This window comes from Streptomyces toyocaensis, from assembly GCF_000725125.1.
Classification (GTDB): domain Bacteria; phylum Actinomycetota; class Actinomycetes; order Streptomycetales; family Streptomycetaceae; genus Streptomyces; species Streptomyces toyocaensis.
This window is the reverse complement of the sequence record NZ_JFCB01000017.1, coordinates 58,706-77,459: the sequence shown is the minus strand read 5'-3', so window position 1 is coordinate 77,459 and position 18,754 is coordinate 58,706. Positions and strand designations below refer to the sequence as shown.

14 protein-coding genes, 1 tRNA gene and 1 pseudogene are annotated in these 18,754 nt (G+C 68.5%); 3 read left to right on the top strand and 13 right to left on the bottom strand.

What is annotated here, in order from left to right:
* Nucleotides 1-14: 14 nt before the first annotated feature.
* From prmC to BU52_RS19130, 11 genes are all read right to left on the bottom strand, one after another.
* Nucleotides 15-860 (bottom strand): peptide chain release factor N(5)-glutamine methyltransferase, encoded by an 846-nt coding sequence (gene prmC / locus BU52_RS19180; protein WP_037935943.1) that lies wholly within the window; start codon nucleotides 858-860, stop codon nucleotides 15-17.
* 27 nt (nucleotides 861-887) lie between these two features.
* Nucleotides 888-1,955 (bottom strand): peptide chain release factor 1, encoded by a 1,068-nt coding sequence (prfA, locus tag BU52_RS19175; protein ID WP_037935942.1) that lies wholly within the window; start codon nucleotides 1,953-1,955, stop codon nucleotides 888-890.
* Between the two features lie 105 nt (nucleotides 1,956-2,060).
* Nucleotides 2,061-2,282, bottom strand: a complete 222-nt coding sequence (gene rpmE, locus BU52_RS19170) for a 50S ribosomal protein L31 (RefSeq protein ID WP_037935939.1) — start codon at nucleotides 2,280-2,282, stop codon at nucleotides 2,061-2,063.
* A 138-nt stretch (nucleotides 2,283-2,420) separates the two neighbouring features.
* Nucleotides 2,421-3,560, bottom strand: coding sequence for an LCP family protein (locus tag BU52_RS19165; protein ID WP_037935938.1), 1,140 nt, complete (start codon nucleotides 3,558-3,560; stop codon nucleotides 2,421-2,423).
* A 234-nt stretch (nucleotides 3,561-3,794) separates the two neighbouring features.
* Complete coding sequence (gene rho, locus BU52_RS19160; RefSeq protein WP_037935936.1) at nucleotides 3,795-5,873, bottom strand: transcription termination factor Rho; 2,079 nt, start codon at nucleotides 5,871-5,873, stop codon at nucleotides 3,795-3,797.
* 420 nt (nucleotides 5,874-6,293) lie between these two features.
* Nucleotides 6,294-7,211, bottom strand: coding sequence for a homoserine kinase (thrB, locus tag BU52_RS19155; RefSeq protein ID WP_037935935.1), 918 nt, complete (start codon nucleotides 7,209-7,211; stop codon nucleotides 6,294-6,296).
* Nucleotides 7,212-7,610: 399 nt separating this feature from the next.
* A complete protein-coding gene (gene thrC, locus BU52_RS19150; RefSeq protein WP_037935934.1) occupies nucleotides 7,611-8,669 on the bottom strand; it encodes a threonine synthase in 1,059 nt (352 codons plus the stop codon).
* Nucleotides 8,670-8,675: 6 nt separating this feature from the next.
* Nucleotides 8,676-9,968 carry a homoserine dehydrogenase gene (locus BU52_RS19145; RefSeq protein WP_037935933.1) on the bottom strand — a complete coding sequence of 431 codons (1,293 nt, stop codon included), beginning with the start codon at nucleotides 9,966-9,968 and terminating at the stop codon, nucleotides 8,676-8,678.
* 243 nt (nucleotides 9,969-10,211) lie between these two features.
* Complete coding sequence (gene lysA, locus BU52_RS19140; RefSeq protein WP_037935931.1) at nucleotides 10,212-11,603, bottom strand: diaminopimelate decarboxylase; 1,392 nt, start codon at nucleotides 11,601-11,603, stop codon at nucleotides 10,212-10,214.
* Between the two features lie 20 nt (nucleotides 11,604-11,623).
* The gene (nrtL, locus tag BU52_RS19135) at nucleotides 11,624-12,682 is read right to left on the bottom strand and encodes an ArgS-related anticodon-binding protein NrtL (RefSeq protein ID WP_037935929.1); all 1,059 of its coding nucleotides are present in this window, start codon (nucleotides 12,680-12,682) and stop codon (nucleotides 11,624-11,626) included.
* Nucleotides 12,683-12,771: 89 nt separating this feature from the next.
* Complete coding sequence (locus tag BU52_RS19130; protein ID WP_078903327.1) at nucleotides 12,772-13,254, bottom strand: response regulator; 483 nt, start codon at nucleotides 13,252-13,254, stop codon at nucleotides 12,772-12,774.
* Between the two features lie 125 nt (nucleotides 13,255-13,379).
* On the opposite strand from BU52_RS19130, the gene BU52_RS19125 reads away from it, so the two are divergent.
* The 3 genes and pseudogenes from BU52_RS19125 to BU52_RS19110 all read left to right on the top strand — a co-directional run.
* Nucleotides 13,380-13,451, top strand: a tRNA-Arg gene (locus BU52_RS19125).
* 248 nt (nucleotides 13,452-13,699) lie between these two features.
* Complete coding sequence (locus BU52_RS19120) at nucleotides 13,700-14,386, top strand: hypothetical protein (protein ID WP_235216380.1); 687 nt, start codon at nucleotides 13,700-13,702, stop codon at nucleotides 14,384-14,386.
* A 240-nt stretch (nucleotides 14,387-14,626) separates the two neighbouring features.
* A pseudogene (locus tag BU52_RS19110) lies at nucleotides 14,627-15,801 on the top strand (IS3 family transposase); the annotation flags it as partial.
* A 110-nt stretch (nucleotides 15,802-15,911) separates the two neighbouring features.
* Here the strand turns inward: BU52_RS19110 and BU52_RS19105 are convergent.
* Both BU52_RS19105 and BU52_RS33780 read right to left on the bottom strand, forming a co-directional pair.
* Complete coding sequence (locus BU52_RS19105; RefSeq protein WP_157847894.1) at nucleotides 15,912-16,457, bottom strand: hypothetical protein; 546 nt, start codon at nucleotides 16,455-16,457, stop codon at nucleotides 15,912-15,914.
* A gap of 10 nt (nucleotides 16,458-16,467) precedes the next feature.
* Nucleotides 16,468-18,597 (bottom strand): AAA family ATPase, encoded by a 2,130-nt coding sequence (locus BU52_RS33780; protein WP_078903326.1) that lies wholly within the window; start codon nucleotides 18,595-18,597, stop codon nucleotides 16,468-16,470.
* Nucleotides 18,598-18,754 lie beyond the last annotated feature (157 nt).

The following is an 18,754-nucleotide window of genomic DNA, read 5'->3' as shown; positions in this document are numbered from 1 at the left end:
AGTATGCGGGACGCTCACGGCAGAGCCTTGCGGGCGGTGGCGAACCGCGGGCGGTTGTTCAGGTCGGGGTGGTCGGCCGCGTCGGTCCAGCCGCGGTCCTCGGCGAAGATCCACGGCACCTGGCCGCCCTGTGTGTCGGCGTGCTCGACGACGACCACCCCGCCGGGACGCAGCAGCCGGTGCGCGGTGCGCTCCAGGCCGCGGATCAGCTCGAGGCCGTCCTCGCCGGAGAACAGCGCCAGCTCGGGGTCGTAGTCGCGGGCCTCCGGTGCGACGTACTCCCATTCGGTGAGCGGGATGTACGGCGGGTTGGAGACGACCAGGTCGACCTGGCCGTCGAGGTCCGGGAAGGCCGCCAGGGCGTCTCCCTGGCGCAGTTCGACCCTGGACCCCTCCATGTTCTTGCGGGTCCAGCGCAGGGCGTCCTCGGACAGCTCCACGGCGTACACGCGGGAGCGCGGGACCTCCTGCGCGAGGGCGAGCGCGATGGCGCCCGAGCCGGTGCACAGGTCGACGATGCACGGCTCGACGACGTCCATCGCGCGGACGGCGTCTATCGCCCAGCCGACCACCGACTCGGTCTCGGGCCGCGGGACGAACACCCCGGGGCCGACCTGGAGCTCCAGGTAGCGGAAGTACGCCCGCCCGGTGATGTGCTGGAGCGGTTCGCGGGCCTCGCGGCGGGCGATGACCTCCCAGTACCGGGCGTCGAAGTCGGAGTCCTTCACGCTGTGCAGCTCGCCGCGCTTGACGCCGTGCACGAACGCGGCGAGCTCCTCCGCGTCGGTGCGCGGCGAGGGCACGCCCGCGTCGGCGAGCCGCTGGGTGGCCTGGGCCACCTCGGCGAGCAGCAGGTTCACTGGTCCTCCGTGCTGTCTTTCGGGGGCTTACGCGGCGGCGAGCTTGGCGGCCGAGTCCGCGTCGACGCAGGCCTGGATCACCGCGGCGAGGTCGCCGTCCAGGACCTGGTCCAGGTTGTAGGCCTTGAAGCCGACGCGGTGGTCCGAGATGCGGTTCTCCGGGAAGTTGTACGTACGGATCTTCTCGGAGCGGTCGACGGTGCGGACCTGGCTGCGCCGGGCGTCGGCGGCCTCCCGCTCCGCCTCCTCCTGCGCCATGGCCAGCAGCCTGGAGCGCAGGATACGCAGTGCCTGCTCCTTGTTCTGCAGCTGGCTCTTCTCGTTCTGGCAAGAGGCGACGACTCCGGTCGGGAGGTGCGTGATGCGCACGGCGGAGTCGGTGGTGTTGACGGACTGCCCGCCGGGCCCGGAGGACCGGTAGACGTCGATGCGCAGGTCGTTCGGGTTGATCTCGACGTCGACCTCCTCCGCCTCCGGGGTCACCAGGACGCCCGCCGCGGAGGTGTGGATGCGTCCCTGGGACTCGGTGGCCGGCACGCGCTGCACGCGGTGCACGCCGCCCTCGTACTTCAGCCGCGCCCACACGCCCTGGCCGGGCTCGATCTGCCCGCGGGCCTTCACGGCGACCTGGACGTCCTTGTAACCGCCCAGCTCGGACTCGGTGGCGTCGATGATCTCGGTCTTCCACCCGACGCGCTCGGCGTAGCGCAGGTACATGCGCAGCAGGTCGCCGGCGAACAGGGCGGACTCGTCGCCGCCCGCGCCCGCCTTGATCTCGAGGATGACGTCCTTGTCGTCGCTGGGGTCGCGCGGCACGAGAAGCAGGCGGAGCTTCTCGGTGAGCTCCTCGCGCTGCTGCTCCAGGTCCTTGACCTCGGCGGCGAAGTCGGGGTCGTCGGCGGCCAGTTCGCGCGCGGTCCCGATGTCGTCGCCCGTCTGCTTCCAGGAGCGGTACGTGGCGACGATCGGGGTGAGCTCGGCGTAGCGCTTGTTCAGCTTGCGCGCGTTCGCCTGGTCGGCGTGGACCGACGGGTCGGCGAGCTTCTTCTCCAGGTCGGCGTGCTCGGCGACGAGTTCCTCGACGGCCTCGAACATCTTGGGCTCCTGCGATTGCGTGGGTGAAGGGGCGGACGACCAAAAACGCCGGTCCCGGCCAGCCCCGGGCGGGGGCGCGGCCGTGGACCGGCGGAATGGGGCTCGCTACTTCTTGGAGCCGGCGGCCTTGCCGAAGCGGGCCTCGAAGCGGGCCACACGGCCACCGGTGTCGAGGATCTTCTGCTTGCCCGTGTAGAACGGGTGGCACTCGGAGCAGACCTCGGCGCGGACGGCGCCGCCGGAGATCGTGCTGCGGGTGGTGAACGACGCGCCGCAGGTGCAGCTGACCTGCGTCTCGACGTACTCGGGGTGGATGTCGCGCTTCAAGGGTGTCTCCTAGGTTCGGGAGGGCACCGGGTCGCTGCCGCGGGGTGCGGGAGCGTGAACCGGGGCCGACGTACCAGTCTGCCAGGACTGGGGCCATCACCCAAAACCGGGGGTTGCCGTCTTTTGTTCCCCGCACCCCTAGCCGGCGTCGACCACGCCCCTCGCCTCTCCCGTGGCCGTGTCCTTCGTGGCGCTCCGGGGGATCGGCTCGTCTCTCCTGAGGGCGTCCCACACCAGCTGGGCCTTGTCCTTCAGGGGGAGGAGGCGGTTGCCGTCGGCCGGGTCGTACCGGACCGGCATGGTGATCATGTGCATGTCGTCGGGGCCGATGCCCTTCAGACCGCTCGCGAAGGACATCAGCGAGTTCACCGAGCCGAGGCCGGAGTCGGTGGTGACGGCCTTGGTGGCGCTGTCGGCGAGGCTGTACAGCTTCTTCGGGCTGGTGAAGACGCCGACCTCCTTCACCTGCCGCAGCAGGGCCCTGACGAACGCCTGCTGGAGCTGGATGCGGCCGAGGTCGGAGCCGTCACCGACGCCGTGCCGGGTGCGGACCAGACCGAGGGCCTGTTCCCCGTCGAGGCGGTGGGTGCCGGCCGGGAGGTCGAGGTGGCTGTCGGGGTCCTCGATGTCCTCGCCGGTGGTGACCTCGACGCCGCCGAGCTCGTCGATCAGCTTCTGGAAACCGGTGAAGTCGATCTCCAGGTAGTGGTCCATGCGCAGGTCGGTGATCGACTCGACGGTCTTCACCGCGCAGGCCGCCCCGCCCGTGGAGTAGGCGGAGTTGAACATCACGCCCTTCGCGGCCGGGTGGGTGCCGCCCTCGGTGTCGGTGCACTCGGGGCGGTCGATGAGGGTGTCGCGCGGAAGGGAGACGACGTCGGCCTTCTGGTGGCCCTCGTGGACGTGCACGATCATCGCGGTGTCGGAGCGGGCGCTGCCGTCGTCGGCGCCGCCGCCGAGTTTCTTGTTGCCGTCGGCGCGGGTGTCGGAGCCGAGGACGAGGATGTTCTCCGAGCCGTTGTCCGCCTTCTCCGGCCGGTCGGTGCCGAGGGCCTGGTCGAGGTCGACGCTGTCGATGTTGCCGTTGAGCTTGACGTACAGGTATCCGGCGCCGGTGCCGCCCAGCACGACGATGCCCGCCGCGGTCCAGGCCATGACCCTCAGGCCCTTGTGCCGCTTGCCGCCCGGTGCGCGGCGGCGCCCCTCGACCGGGTGGCGCGTCCCCGTGGTACCGGACTCCCCCGGTGTCCCGGGGCCCGGTGTGCTCTCGGCAGCCATGTGCTCCTCAGCTCATCTCCGGTCGGTTACCCCCTGCGCTTGCCGGCAGACATGGCCGTCACGGCCCGTACGTCACCATGGTCCCGCCGTCGGGAGAGACGGGGAAATCCGGCAGAGGGTTGCACGGTGCCCTGGTGGCGAAGGTCCCGCTCCTGCCCCATCTGCGCCGGCACGCGCGAAGGGCCGCTTCCGTGACGGAAGCGGCCCTTCGCGGAGTCTGCCGGAGGCGGGACCTCAGTCGCCGTTGCCCGGCGTCGGCGTCGTCTTCTGGATCTGCATCAGGAACTCGGCGTTCGACTTCGTCTGCTTCATCTTGTCGAGGAGCAGCTCGACCGCCTGCTGCTGGTCGAGGGCGTGCAGCACCCGGCGCAGCTTCCAGACGATGGCGAGCTCGTCGCTGGCGAGCAGGATCTCCTCCTTGCGGGTACCGGACGCGTCGACGTCCACCGCGGGGAAGATGCGCTTGTCGGCGAGCTTCCGGTCGAGCTTGAGCTCCGCGTTGCCGGTGCCCTTGAACTCCTCGAAGATCACCTCGTCCATGCGGGACCCGGTGTCCACCAGGGCGGTGGCGAGGATGGTCAGCGAGCCGCCGTCCTCGATGTTGCGGGCCGCACCGAAGAAGCGCTTCGGCGGGTACAGGGCGGTCGAGTCGACACCACCGGACAGGATGCGGCCGGAGGCCGGGGCGGCGAGGTTGTACGCACGGCCCAGACGCGTGATCGAGTCGAGCAGGACGACGACGTCGTGGCCCAGCTCCACCAGGCGCTTGGCGCGCTCGATGGCGAGCTCGGCGACCGTGGTGTGGTCCTCGGCCGGGCGGTCGAAGGTCGAGGAGATGACCTCGCCCTTGACCGACCGCTGCATGTCGGTGACCTCTTCGGGACGCTCGTCGACGAGGACGACCATCAGGTGGCACTCGGGGTTGTTGTGCGTGATCGCGTTGGCGATCGCCTGCATGATCATGGTCTTGCCGGTCTTCGGCGGGGCCACGATCAGGCCGCGCTGTCCCTTGCCGATGGGCGACACCAGGTCGATGATGCGGGTGGTGAGCACGCCCGGGTCCGTCTCCAGGCGGAGGCGGTCCTGCGGGTACAGCGGGGTCAGCTTGTTGAACTCCGGGCGGCCACGGCCGTGTTCGGGCGCCATGCCGTTGACGGAGTCGAGGCGGACCAGCGCGTTGAACTTCTCGCGGCGCTCGCCCTCCTTGGGCTGGCGGACCGCGCCGGTGACGTGGTCGCCCTTGCGCAGGCCGTTCTTGCGGACCTGGGCGAGGGAGACGTACACGTCGTTCGGGCCGGGCAGGTAGCCGGAGGTCCGGATGAAGGCGTAGTTGTCGAGGATGTCCAGGATGCCCGCGACCGGGATCAGGACGTCGTCCTCGGCGAGCTGCGGCTCCTGCACCTCGTCGCGGCCACGGCGGCCACGGCGGTCACGGTAGCGGCCGCGACGGCCACGGCGGCCGCCTCCGTCGTCGTCGTAACCGTCGTCCTGACGGCCTCCGCCACCCTGCTGGTTCTGCTGACGGCCGCCGCCCTGGTTCTGCTGCTGGTCGTCACCCTTGCCGCGACGGTCACCGCGGTCACCACCACGGTCACCGCGGTCACCGCGGTCGCCGCGGTCACCACGGTCGCCACCGCGGTCGCCGCGGTCACGGTCGCGGCCGCGCTCACGGCGGTCGCGGCGGCGGCCCTCGCCGCCCTCCTGGTCGGACTTGCCCTCGCCCTGCTGCGACTGCTGCTGGGCCGGGGTCTCGGCCTTGGAGTCGGTCTTCGCCTCGGCGGTGATCGTCTCGGTCGCGGCGGCGGGAGCGCCGGCCTCCGCGGTGGCGCGACGGCGGCGCCGCTCGGCGGGGGCGGCCTCCTCGGCCTGCTCGGCCGAGGCCTTCGGGGAGGGCTGGCCGGGGATCTCGATCTGCTGCTGGGCCGCGGCCTTGTCGGCGGGGGCCTGCTCGGCCTTGGCGTCGCCCTTCTCGGCGGTGTCACCCGTGCGGGTCCGGGAGGTGGCGCGGCGCTTGGGCTTGGTCTCGGTGGCGGACTCGGCCTTGGCCGGGGCAGCTCCCCCGGAGGGGGCACCTCCACCGGTGGCCTGCGCCTCCTTGATGACCTCGATCAGCTGGCTCTTGCGCATGCGCGCGGTACCCCTGATGCCGAGGCCGGATGCGACCTGTTGCAGCTCGGCCAGCACCATGCCCTCGAGGCCGGTACCGCGGCGCCGCCGGGAGCCGGCACCGGAGGCAGGCGCGGAAGCGTCCGTGGCGGGCGCGGCAGCGGTCTCCTCGACACGTGCGCCCATCAGATCGGTGGTGTCGCTCACGAAGGGTCCTTCCCTGGAGCGGACGTCGGCCTGTCTGGCTCGGCGACCGGTTGTGCTGTCCGGCATCGGTCCTTGCTGTGTGAACCGTGCCGGGGCGGTTGTCCGCCTGAGCGGCGGAAGAGATATCTGGTGATGGCGCTTCCCCGAGCCGTGGCACCCAGTGTCACGTGGCGTGGTCGCACCGGTTCCGGAGATCCCCCAGAGGGGGTAGCCCCACCGTCGGGCCGTTCAGCGTCCGCGTACGACGTACTGCCCGCATACGTAGCAGTGGACACAGTGCGGCTTGGGGGGCTCCCGGAAGAATGTCTGTCCCGGACGGGGACACGAGGCACCTCGCCATGGTGGGGTCGGGTGCAGACTTGAGGTTAACACTACCGGATCCAACAAACATTCCCCCTCTCGAAATCCGGCAACCGTGTGTCAGGTGGCGAGCGGAAGCACGCTCGCGCCCTGCACGTCGAGACCGAGCCGGTTGGCGGCCCAGTCGGCGCCGGCCAGTGCTTCGACCTTGTCGGCCGTGCCCGCGTCCACCAGCGCCATGACCGTGGGTCCGGCGCCGGAGATCACCGCGGGGATGCCGTCCCCGCGCAGCCGCTCCACCAGGGCGGCGCTCTCGGGCATGGCCGGGGCGCGGTACTCCTGGTGCAGACGGTCCTCGGTGGCGGGCAGCAGCAGCTCGGGGCGCCGGGTCAGCGCCTCGACGAGCAGGGCGGCCCGGCCCGCGTTGGCGGCGGCGTCGACGTGCGGCACGGTGCGCGGGAGCAGTCCGCGCGCGGTCTCGGTGAGGACCGGCTTCCCGGGCACGAAAACCACCGGAACGATGGATTCGGCGGGTTCCATGCGGATGGCCCGGGCGGCGCCGCCCTCCATCCAGGACAGGGTGAACCCGCCCAGCAGACAGGCCGCGACGTTGTCGGGGTGGCCCTCGATCTCGGTGGCCAGTTCGAGCAGCGCGGTGTCGTCGAGCTTGGCGTCGGCCCCTATCGTCACGGCGCGGGCGGCGACGATCCCGGCGCAGATGGCGGCCGAGGAGGAGCCGAGGCCCCGGCCGTGCGGGATGCGGTTGGCGCAGACGATCTCGAGGCCGCGCGGCTGACCGCCGAGCAGGTCGAAGGCGGTGCGCAGGGAGCGTACGAGGAGATGGCGCTCGTCCCGCGGGAGGGTCTCGCTGCCCTCACCCGCGATGTCGACGTGCAGCCCGGAGTCGGCCACCCGGACGACCACGTCGTCGTACAGCCCCAGCGCGAGGCCGAGGGCGTCGAAGCCCGGGCCGAGGTTGGCGCTGGTGGCGGGGACGCGCACCCGGACGGCGGCGGCGCGGAAGGCTGGACCGGCCATCGCTCGAAGACTCTCCTTGAGCTGCGTGACTGCCGAATGACATTCGATGGACATTCGATGACGTACGAGAACCCTGGGGCCGCCGCCGGCCGGGGTGGCCGACCGCTTTCCGGGTCGTCCCCGGCCGCTTTCCGGACCGTGGGGACGACGCACGACCGCGGCATATGCGGCGGGCGGGTTCAGTACAGCCTATCGAAGGAAGGTTCAGTGGCGACATAGGGCGCACGGGAGGCGCACGATGCGTGTCGCGAGCCCCCCGTGCACCCCTCGTAGAGGACGTTCCCGGGCCGAAGCGCCCTTACGCCCGCCGTGCGGAGGCCGGCGGGCGTAAGGGCGTTCGGTCCAGGGGTGCCGGACGCCCTCCAGGTGACCTCTGGGCGACCGCTGGGCGCCCTCTGGCTAGGCGAGGCCGAGCCGCTGGGCGGCGGTCGCCGCGTCGACGGGAACGGTGTCCGGCTGCGGCGCGCCCGCGACGGCCCAGTCGGGGTCCTTCAGACCGTTGCCGGTGACCGTGCACACGATCGTCTGCCCCGGGTCGACCTTGCCCTGCTCGGCGGCCTTCAGCAGACCGGCCACCGAAGCGGCGGAGGCGGGCTCGACGAAGACGCCCTCCTGCGAGGCCAACAGCCGGTAGGCGCGCAGGATCTCACGGTCCGTCACCTCGTCGATGGCGCCGCCGGACTCGTCCCGCGCGGCGAGCGCGAAGTCCCAGGAGGCCGGGTTGCCGATCCGGATGGCGGTGGCGATGGTCGACGGGTCCTTGACCACCTCGCCGCGCACGATCGGCGCGCTGCCGGAGGCCTGGAACCCCCACATGCGCGGCGTCCGGGTGCTGACACCGTCGGCGGCGTACTCCTTGTAGCCCCTCCAGTACGCGGTGATGTTGCCCGCGTTGCCCACCGGCAGGACGTGGATGTCGGGCGCCTCGCCCAGCATGTCCACGATCTCGAACGCCGCGGTCTTCTGCCCCTCGATACGCACCGGATTGACCGAATTGACCAGCGCCACGGGGTAGTTGTCGCTCAGCGCGCGGGCGAGCGTCAGGCAGTCGTCGAAGTTGCCGTCGACCTGGAGGATCTTCGCCCCGTGGACGAGCGCCTGGCCCATCTTGCCGAGCGCGATCTTGCCCTGCGGCACGAGGACGGCGGAGACCATGCCCGCCCGCACGGCGTACGCGGCGGCGCTCGCGGACGTGTTGCCGGTGGAGGCGCAGATGACGGCCTTGGCCCCCTCCTCCTTCGCCCTCGAGATGGCCATGGTCATGCCGCGGTCCTTGAAGGACCCGGTGGGGTTCGCGCCCTCGACCTTGAGGTGCACCTCGCAGCCCGTGCGCTCGGAGAGCACCTGCGCGGGCACGAGCGGCGTACCGCCCTCACGGAGTGTCACGACCGGCGTGCTGTCGGATACCGGCAGCCGGTCCCGGTACTCCTCGATGATTCCGCGCCACTGGTGGGTCATTGCTGGTTACTCTCCTTCAACCCGCATGATGCTGGCGACACCACGCACGGTGTCGAGCTTGCGCAACGCCTCGACGGTCCCGCCGAGGGCGGCGTCGGACGCACGGTGCGTGACGACGACGAGCGACGCCTCGCCGTCCTTTCCGGACTGCCGGACCGTGTCGATCGAGACCCCGTGCTCCGCGAACACGGTCGCGACCTGGGCGAGGACACCCGGTTTGTCGGCCACGTCGAGGCTGATGTGGTAGCGCGTGACGACCTCGCCCATGGACGAGACGGGCAGCGCGGCGTACGCGGACTCGCCGGGCCCGGTGGTCCCGCCGACCCGGTTGCGCCCCACGGCGACCAGGTCCCCGAGCACGGCGGAGGCGGTCGGCGCGCCGCCCGCGCCCGGACCGTAGAACATCAGCTGCCCGGCGGCGTCCGACTCGACGAACACGGCGTTGTACGCGCCGCGGACGGAGGCCAGCGGGTGGCTGAGCGGAATCATCGCCGGATGCACCCGCGCGGTGACCGACGCACCGTCCTCGGCCCGCTCGCAGATGGCGAGCAGCTTGATGGTGCAGCCCATCTCCTTGGCGGAGGCGAAGTCGGCGGCGGTGACCTCGGTCATCCCCTCGCGGTGGACGTCGTCGAGGCGCACGCGCGTGTGGAAGGCGATCCCGGCGAGGATGGCGGCCTTGGCGGCCGCGTCGAAGCCCTCGACGTCGGCGGTCGGGTCGGCCTCGGCGTACCCGAGCGCGGTGGCCTCGTCGAGCGCCTCCTGGTAGCCGGCGCCCGTGGTGTCCATCTTGTCGAGGATGAAGTTGGTGGTGCCGTTGACGATGCCGAGGACCCGGTTGACCTTGTCACCGGCGAGGGACTCGCGCAGCGGGCGGATCAGCGGGATGGCGCCGGCGACGGCGGCCTCGTAGTAGAGGTCCTTGCCGTGCTCCTCGGCGAGGGCGTGCAGCGCGGCGCCGTCCTGGGCCAGCAGCGCCTTGTTCGCGGAGACGACCGAGGCGCCGTGCTCGAAGGCGGTGGTGATGAGCGTACGGGCGGGCTCGATGCCGCCGATGACCTCCACGACGATGTCGAGGTCGCCGCGTTTGACGAGCGCGGTGGCGTCGGTGGTGACCAGGGCGGGGTCGATCCCCTCACGCACCTTGTCGGGCCGCCGCACGGCGACCCCGGCGAGCTCCACCGGGGCTCCGATGCGCGCGGCGAGGTCGTCGGCGTGCGTCGTCATGATGCGCGCCACCTCTGAGCCGACCACTCCACAGCCCAGCAGCGCCACCTTCAGCGGACGCGTACGCATCATCCGACCTCGTTTCCTGAATACCGTCTAGGTTGCACCAGTCTCACTCACCGGACGGGAGTTTCTGCCCTTTGTCCGGATCGTGAGACGTCTATTTCATTTGCCCGGCCCGTGGGACCGAAGATCTTCCCGGCCGGTCCCCCGCCGGACGGCCGTTCGCCGCCGCGCGACGGACTGGGCCGGACCACTCGCAGGACCGGGCCGGACCACTTGCCAGGACCGGACCACTCGCAGGACCGGGCCGGACTACCCGACGTCGAGCCGGAGCAGGTCCTCCTCCGTCTCCCGCCGGACGATCACCCGCGCCTCGCCGCCGCGGACGGCGACGACCGGGGGGCGCAGGACATGGTTGTAGTTGCTGGCCATGGACCGGCAGTACGCCCCGGTCGCCGGTACGGCGAGGAGGTCACCCGGTGCCAGGTCGCCCGGCAGGAATGCGTCCTTCACCACGATGTCCCCGCTCTCGCAGTGCTTGCCGACGACCCGGCACAGCACCGGCTCGGCGTCGGAGCTGCGGGAGACCAGGGAGACGCTGTACTCGGCGTCGTACAGCGCGGTGCGGATGTTGTCCGACATCCCGCCGTCGACGGAGACGTACGTCCGCAGCCCGTCCAGCGGCTTGACCGTGCCGACCTCGTACAGCGTGAACGCCGTCGGCCCGACGATGGCGCGCCCCGGCTCGACGGAGATACGCGGCGTGCGGAGCCGGGCGGCCTCGCACTCCCGGGTGACGATCTCGGTCAGCGCCTTGGCGATCTCGTGCGGCTCCCGCGGGTCGTCGTCACTGGTGTACGCGATCCCCAGCCCGCCGCCGAGGTCGATCTCGGGCAGCTCGACCCCGTGCTCGTCACGGATCTCCCTGAGCAGCCCGACCACCCGGTGCGCGGCGACCTCGAACCCCGACATGTCGAAGATCTGCGAGCCGATGTGCGAGTGGATCCCGATGAGCTCGATGCCGTCCAGCCGCAGGGCCCGCCGCACCGCCTCGGCGGCCTGCCCGCCGGCCAGCGGGATGCCGAACTTCTGGTCCTCGTGGGCGGTGGCGATGAACTCGTGGGTGTGCGCCTCGACACCGACCGTGATGCGGATCTGCACCCGCTGCCGCATGCCGAGCTCCTGCGCGATGTGCGCGACCCGCACGATCTCCTGGAACGAGTCGAGCACGATCCGCCCGACCCCGGCCTCGACGGCCCGCCGGATCTCGCCCGTGGACTTGTTGTTGCCGTGGAAGGCGATGCGCTCGGCCGGCATCCCGGCGGACAGGGCGGTGGCCAGCTCCCCGCCCGAGCAGACGTCGAGGTTCAGCCCCTCCTCGTCCAGCCACCGCACGACCGCCCGGGACAGGAAGGCCTTGCCGGCGTAGAACACGTCGGCGTCCTCCCCGAAGGCGGTGCGCCAGGCCCGCGCACGGGCCCGGAAGTCGTCCTCGTCGAGGAAGTAGGCGGGGGTGCCGAACTCCTCGGCGAGCCGCTTGACGTCGATCCCGCCGACGGTGAGCACGCCGTCCTCGTTCCGCGTGACGGTCTCGGACCACACCTTGGGGTCGAGCGCGTTCAGATCGGAGGGCGGTGCGGAGTAGTGCCCCTCGGGGAGGACGTCGGCGTGACGGGGCCCTGCGGGGTGTGCGGAACGGCTCATGATGGTCTCTCTGGGCTCTCTCAGAGGTGGTCGGGTGCGTCGATGCCGAGCAGGGACAGGCCACCGGCCAGCACCGTCCCGGCGGCTTCGGCGAGGGCGAGCCGGGCACGGTGGGCGGCCGAGGGTTTCTCGTCACCGAGGGGCAGCACGGCGGGCAGCAGGGGCAGCAGGGCATCGGCGACGGTGACGAGATGCCGGGCGAGCCGGTCGGGCGCGCGGTGGGTGGCGGCACCCAGGAGGACACGGGGGTGGTCGGCGAGGGCCTGCAGCAGCGCCTGCGCCTCCACGGGGCCGGGCTCGCCCCCGAACCCGAGATCGGCGGCATTGCGCACGAGGCTCCGGCTGCGGGCATGGGCGTAGCGGACGCGGAACAGCGGATTACTCTCCCGCTGCACCAGGTGCTCGTCACCGAGGCGCGGCCGGTCGTGCGGCGCGGGATGCAGCAGCGCCCAGCGGGCGGCGTCCCTGCCGAGGGGGAGGGGGTCGGCGGGGGCGGGGACGGGGCGGACGTCGATCGCGGCGGCTGTGTCGTCGTGGATGGGCGTGACGGGGTCCGGGACGCCGTCGACGCGCACCCCCAGCACGCTCTCCCACGCGGCGTCGAGCGGGCCCGCGCACCCGGCGTGCACGAGGGCCCCCTGCGACCGGAGAAGGCGTGCCACGGCATCGATCTGGACGACGGCCCGCACCTCGCGCGCCGCGTTCAGCCGCACGACCCGGCCGGCGAGGGCGTCACCGTGCCCGTACCGGAGCCCGCGCCGCAGCACCTCGCGCACCAGGTCGACGGGGGCGGTGCCCCGCAGACTGATGTTGAGGAACCCGGGCCCGGTGACGACGACGTCACCGATTCCCCCGGCACTCAACAGATACGGCCGCAGGACGTCGGCGACCTTCTGCGCCGGCAGCCCGGCCGGGCGGGCGAGCTGAAGGGCGACGTTGGTGGCGTAGTCCCCGCACCCCCCGGGTCCCGGGGGCGCGACCAGCACCCGCTCGGGCAGGGCCGCCACCCGCAGCTCCCCCTCGTCGACAGCACGGCGCACCGCGTGCAGCACGGTGCGGGAGAGCTCGACGGGGGTCACGGGACAAGCGTAGGGGAGGAGGGGGGTGGGTATGCGAACGTGTTACGCCGCGATCCCGGGATGTGGACGCCCGTGGGCACCCGCCGCACTCACCCTCCGGCGTGCCCGGCGGCCGGCTCGGCGTCCCCGGACCCGCACGGCCGCCCGACAGGATCGTCGATCAACTCTCGGACGATCCTGACGAGTTCCTGAGGATCGAAGGGCTTGGCGAGGAAGGCGTCGACACCGACGTCGAGCCCGCTCTCGACCTCGTACTGCGTACAGGCACTGACGATGGCGAGCGGAATGTCACGCGTGCGCGGATCGGCACGCAGCCGGCCGGCGGTCCGCAGCCCGTCCAGGCGCGGCATGACGACATCGAGCGTGACGAGGTCGGGCCGCACCTCATGGACGACTTCCAGACATTCGGCACCATCGGCCGCGGTCACGACCTCGATGCCCTCCAGCTCGAGGTTGACCCTGATCAGCTGCCGGATGACCTTGTTGTCGTCGACAACAAGAACCCGGCCCGAGGCGCCTGGCACAACTCGAGAGTAGGTCGGACCCGGCCACCGCGTCCGGCGTTTCCCCACTTCCACCCCGCACGAGCGAGGCCCGGCCCCCCGGACCGACCGCGCCGACTGCGAAAACGGGTTCCTGAGCACCCCCCGGGAACTGGTAGTGTTCTACCCGTCGCCGCGATCACCGCGACCGACACGCCCCCGTAGCTCAGGGGATAGAGCAACGGCCTCCGGAGCCGTGTGCGCAGGTTCGAATCCTGCCGGGGGCACCCTGTATGAGGTGCCCAAAGACCCCGTCACCAGCGGAAACGCTGAGGCCGGGGTCTTCGCGTATGTGCAGGTGTGTGTCGCCCGGAGCGGCCGTATGTCGGAGTCTGTGGACGAGGCGTGGACGGGATCTTGGAGCATCCCCGCAGGTGGTGACCCTCGTCGGAGCCGAGCAGGCCTGCCCCCTCGTTATCGTCGTCCTGGCCTACAGCTGCACCGCGGGTGGGTATGAGGCCGACGAAGCTGAGCTGTGGTCGCCACCAGCCGCCGGCCGGGCAGACGAATGGACGAGTTGGGGGATCTCGTGGATGTGACCACTCTTGCCGTCGCGCTCATCGGCGTCGGAGGAACACTGGGCGGAACTCTGGGCGGGGCAGTGCTCAGCCAGCGCGCGAGCCGAGAGCAGAACGAGCGTGCCGATCGTGAGCGGGCGGAAGACCGCCAAGACCAAGCGCAGCAAGCCAGACGTGAGCTCTATGCCCGCCTGAATACCACGGCTCGCGCTTACCGGGTCGCCGCCCGAGACGCAGTCCGAGCAGCCGAACGCGACGAGGATGTCGAGCCGACAATCCTCGACGCCGCTAAAGAGGCCTGGTCAGAGGAATATTCTCAGGCACAGATGGCCCTGCCCAAGGATGTTCTCGAAACCGCCTCGACCCTTAACAGGGCGCTCGGAGTCGGGTACTCCGTGGTCAAGCAGTTGCCTAGCAGTCCCAACCTGGACGAGGCATACAGTCGCGCGAAGGCCTGGTTCAGTGGACCGCTGTCCGATGGCGTGTACTTGCTGCGGGTCACCTTGCGACATGACCTCGGCGTCGAGGTTGAGCCCGACTTCGAACGAACCCACATCCAGATGCTCACTGCGCTCGACGGCGAGCGGAAACACCTTGAACGCCTGCTCTCCTCCGAACAGGCCCCGGCCGCCAGGCCTGCTTAACCGCACCGCGCAAACGATGAGGCCCCTGGGAAGAACACCAGGGGCCTCGGACACGGTCAAGGGCAGTCAGTCGTACTCACGCAAGAGGTCCTCGATACGCCGGTTGGCGACATCCTGCCGTCCGTCGAGGCACTTCGCGTAACGGGTCAGCAGGACCTCCACGCTGTTGCCGGGGGACTGCTGCAGGGTTGGGTGACACCTGACCTGGGTTGCTGAGAAGCGGCCTGGAAGGAGGTTGCAGTGCCCAAGCCGTATCCGAAGGAGTTCCGCGAGAACGTCGTGCGGGTCGCGCGCAACCGCGAGCCCGGCGTCACGCTGGAACAGATCGCCGCCGACTTCGGCGTCCACCCGATCACGCTGTCGAAGTGGCTGCGCCGTGCCGACATCGACGAGGGCGCCAGGCCGGCAGCGGCGTCGAGTGAGTCGGCCGAGCTGCGCGAGGCACGCAAACGGATCCGGCTGCTGGAGCAGGAGAACGAGGTGCTCAGGAGGGCTGCAGCGTATCTGTCGCAGGCGAACCTGCCAGCAAGACGATGTACCCGCTCGTCCGCGAGCTGGCCGCCGCCGCTGCGCCTCACTGGGTGCCGGTGGCGGTGACGTGCCGGGTGCTCAAGTTGGCCCGCCAGCCCTACTACCGGTGGCTGGACCGGCCGGTCACCGATGCCGAACTGGCCGAGGCCTATCGGGCCAACGCCCTGTTCGACGCTCACCGCGACGATCCCGAGTTCGGCCACCGCTTCCTACTCGACGAGGCCCGCGCCGCCGGCGAGGCGATGGCCGAGCGGACCGCCTGGCGAATCTGCCGGGACAACGGATGGTGGAGCGCCCTCGGCAAGCGAAGAGCTCGCGGCAAGAACGCCAAAGCCGGGCCGCCTGTCCACGACGACCGGGTACGGCGCAAGTTCGCCGCCGACGGGCCGAACCGGCTGTGGCTCACCGACATCACCAAGCACCCCACCGGCGAGGGCAAGCTGTACCTGTGCGCGGTCAAGGACATGTACTCCGGCCGCATCGTGGGCTACTCCATCGACGCCCGGATGAAATCCAGCCTCGCGGTGAACGCGCTGGAATCCGCCGTCGCCCGCCGTGGCCAGGTGGCCGGGTGCATTATGCATTCGGATCGCGGCTCACAATTCCGCTCACGGAAGTTCGTGTCCGTTCTCGCCCGGCACAACATGGTCGGCTCGATGGGCCGGGTCGGTGCGGCCGGCGACAACGCGGCGATGGAGAGCTTCTTCGCAGTGCTGCAAAAGAACGTCCTCGACCGCCAAGTTTGGGCCACCCGCCAGGACTTGCGGATCGCGATCGTCACCTGGATCGAGCGCATCTACCACCGGCGCCGACGCCAGAGACGGCTGGCCCGTTTGACCCCCGTCGAGTACGAGACCATCATGACCCCACCCGCAGCTCTGGCTGCAGAAACCCGCTGTCACCCGATCATGCAGCAGTCCCAAACACGCTTCGCCGCTCCCCTATCCCACTAACACACCATCACACCACTGCCTTGAGGGCTCGCGCCGACCAATCACTCGATAATCATATCAAGCAGACCCAGTAGTGGATCTTGGACCTGTGAGCCATCTCCAACTTCTCTCTCTGTACACTCGACTGTGTCGATAGCCGTCATGACAAGGTCGCGGATGCTGCTTTCGTCCTGCGAGTGCTTTCGCAGCCAGTCGAACCCTGCGTGCGCGTAGCGATCGAGCAGTGCCAGCTGTTCCGCCATGTTCTCACTGGCCAGCAGATCCATTTGTGATCTCAGAGAATAATCGATGGTTTGGTCAGGAGCGGCGCTTGTCAGAACCACCGCAGCGGTGATCTCGGTAGCGCCATCTGCACCGAAAAACACTCGGTCCTGGATAGGAAGCACCCCTCTCTTAGAGGTCGGCATTTCCTCTGCGGCCGTAGGCTGATTTAGCGCCATCGCCAGCGTTGCAGCAAATACGTACGCGTCCCGCATCTCCTTGAATGGGCCAGTCTTAGTACCTGCCGCGGCGGATTTCGCTTTGCCCGACGTGACAAGCGAATCGAGGATATCCCTATGATCCGGATAGATGTTGACGTTTGCCATATCTCGTCCTTTAACTGATATTGGTCATCCGTGTTCTAGCATGCGCCACACCTTCGTCTTGAGCGCTGTAAATGTGGTCCTTTCCGTTCCATTGGACCGTTCGGTTGCTGGAGCTACGCGAAGTCAATTCCATGATGTTGGCGCTTCCCACGCTACCAGCGATCCCTTCCCATACAGCAACGGATTTCGCTGAAACCAACACGACGACTTGAGGCAGCAACCTGGGCAGCGCATTCACCACGTCGGCCTCGTACTCATCATCCAATGGACTTGTCGGCGAGTCGAGGACGACTGGGAAGCCATGACTCCGCGATGTATCGACGCTCCCCGTACGCTTGAGTTGTTGCCGATTCCGTGCGATCTCTTCGTAAAGCGGAGCCAGCCTTGCGATGGCACCCAGGAAAGCAATCAAGACCAACACCTTCTCCGACTGAGAAAGCGGAATCTCCTCATCTTTTCCTGGAAAACGCACCGTAATGCCAAAATCCTCGCCGACGTGGATTTGATACGGCTTGGCAATTAGATCCGAGTAGGTCGCATTGATTGCCTTCTCGAAATCTTCTCGACCAAATCTGTTCAGACCCTTACGGGCTGTATCGAAGAATTTCTTGACCTCACGAAGGATCTCAATGGCGGCTGTCTTGCGCTTGTGCCCCTCAGATTTCGAGGACTTCTTAGTGTAGTCCGACAGCAACTCTCCGACTTTGGATGATAGCGCCTCGATTTCGGCTTCAATGCCCTTGGACTCGGCAGCGAGTATATCTACGCTCTTCTGCCTCACCATGGCGATCTCAACAGGGCTCTGGCCTGCTGGGGGGCGTTCCACATCCTGGGTTTCGGTGAATTCCATGAGTTCACGTGTCGCGTTGCCAAGCAGCCGTTCAGCCATATCGAGGCACGTCCGCAGCACTGCCTGGAGCATTCTCATGTCGGCACCCTGCTGTGGGCCGGCGACTCCAAGATCTGACGCGAGAGAGGCAATCTCGTCGCGAAGGTTCGCGACCGCCATGTCTTTCTGGGTGGTATGCCGCACAAGCAGAGAGCGAGTCTCCATGCCGCGGACAGCAATCCGCGCGTCGCCGACGTGCGCACGCAGCCTCTTGATGCGCTCGTTCGCTTCCTTCGAGAGTGGCTCGCCACACAGCGTGCAGCGGCAGTCGTTCAACGTCTTGTCGAGCACCGACTCGTGAATACGCGGAGGCATCAAGCCGGCCTTTTCAGCTAGGTCAAGCTGCGAGATGGCGGAGTACACTGCGCTCTGAGAAAAATGGAGATGCGCCTTGCGGGCCAGGTCGAGGTAGAGCTCGTACGCTCGTTGGGTTGCGGATTCCGCTTGCCGCACGCGCGCCGTTCGCTGTTCGTACTCACGCTCCCATTTTTTGATCTCCTCCGGGTTGTACCTCTCAGCGTCCTTTTTCGCTTTACTCGCTTTGTCCCTGGCATCCGCAAGCAGCCCTGGAAGGGCATCACGACGCTCCTCAGCAGAATTGAGCTCCTCCTGAGCCTGCGCGTACCTCCGCCGAGCTTCCTCGACGGTGTTGTCACTATAGTTTTTAGGCGGTTTGAGTGCCTCACTCTCTATCGCCTTACGCAGATCCTCGATCGCCCGGTCGTAGATGTCGCCAGCCAGCAGAGATCTGATCGCCTGGCCGATGTTTAGAGAAGATCCCTCGCCAGGCCTGCTCCCCTCCAATACGTTCGCAGTACTGAACGTCTCGGCAGGAAAGAAGAACAGGTCTTTGAGTGCTTTAGGGAGAATCCGATAAATGTCGTCTTCAACCGCACGCTCACCGTTTTTGGTAACTGTTAGGTCATATTCGCCAGCGGCCTGCCTGTGCGCATCGGTTACCCTGCGGATACGGAACTCATCTTTCTCGTGGACCAGAGTAAGTTCTACCCAGGTCTCGGCAGATGGATCCATCTCTACAGCGTCGACGTTGACCAATTTGCTTGGACTTGCGAACCCGTCAGTGAACTCACCGTACAGAGCCCAGGTGAACGCATTGAGAAGGGCTGTCTTGCCAGCACCATTAGGCCCTAGAATTAGAGTTACAGGCTTACGCGGGTCGATAGAGAACTCAACTCGGTGGTCGCCGTGGAAGGACCGCCAATTACGCATTACCAAGGTCACGAACTTCACTTGCGGCCCTCCTTAGCCTTCGCCATCTGAAGAGCACGGTTAGCAAATTCGTCGGGTAGGTCACTACGGTCATCAGAGAACCTTCGCCTATGTTCCGCAGTAACAACGTAATTGACCACCTCCTTAGCCTCAGAACTCAACTCGCTCGCCATTTTCT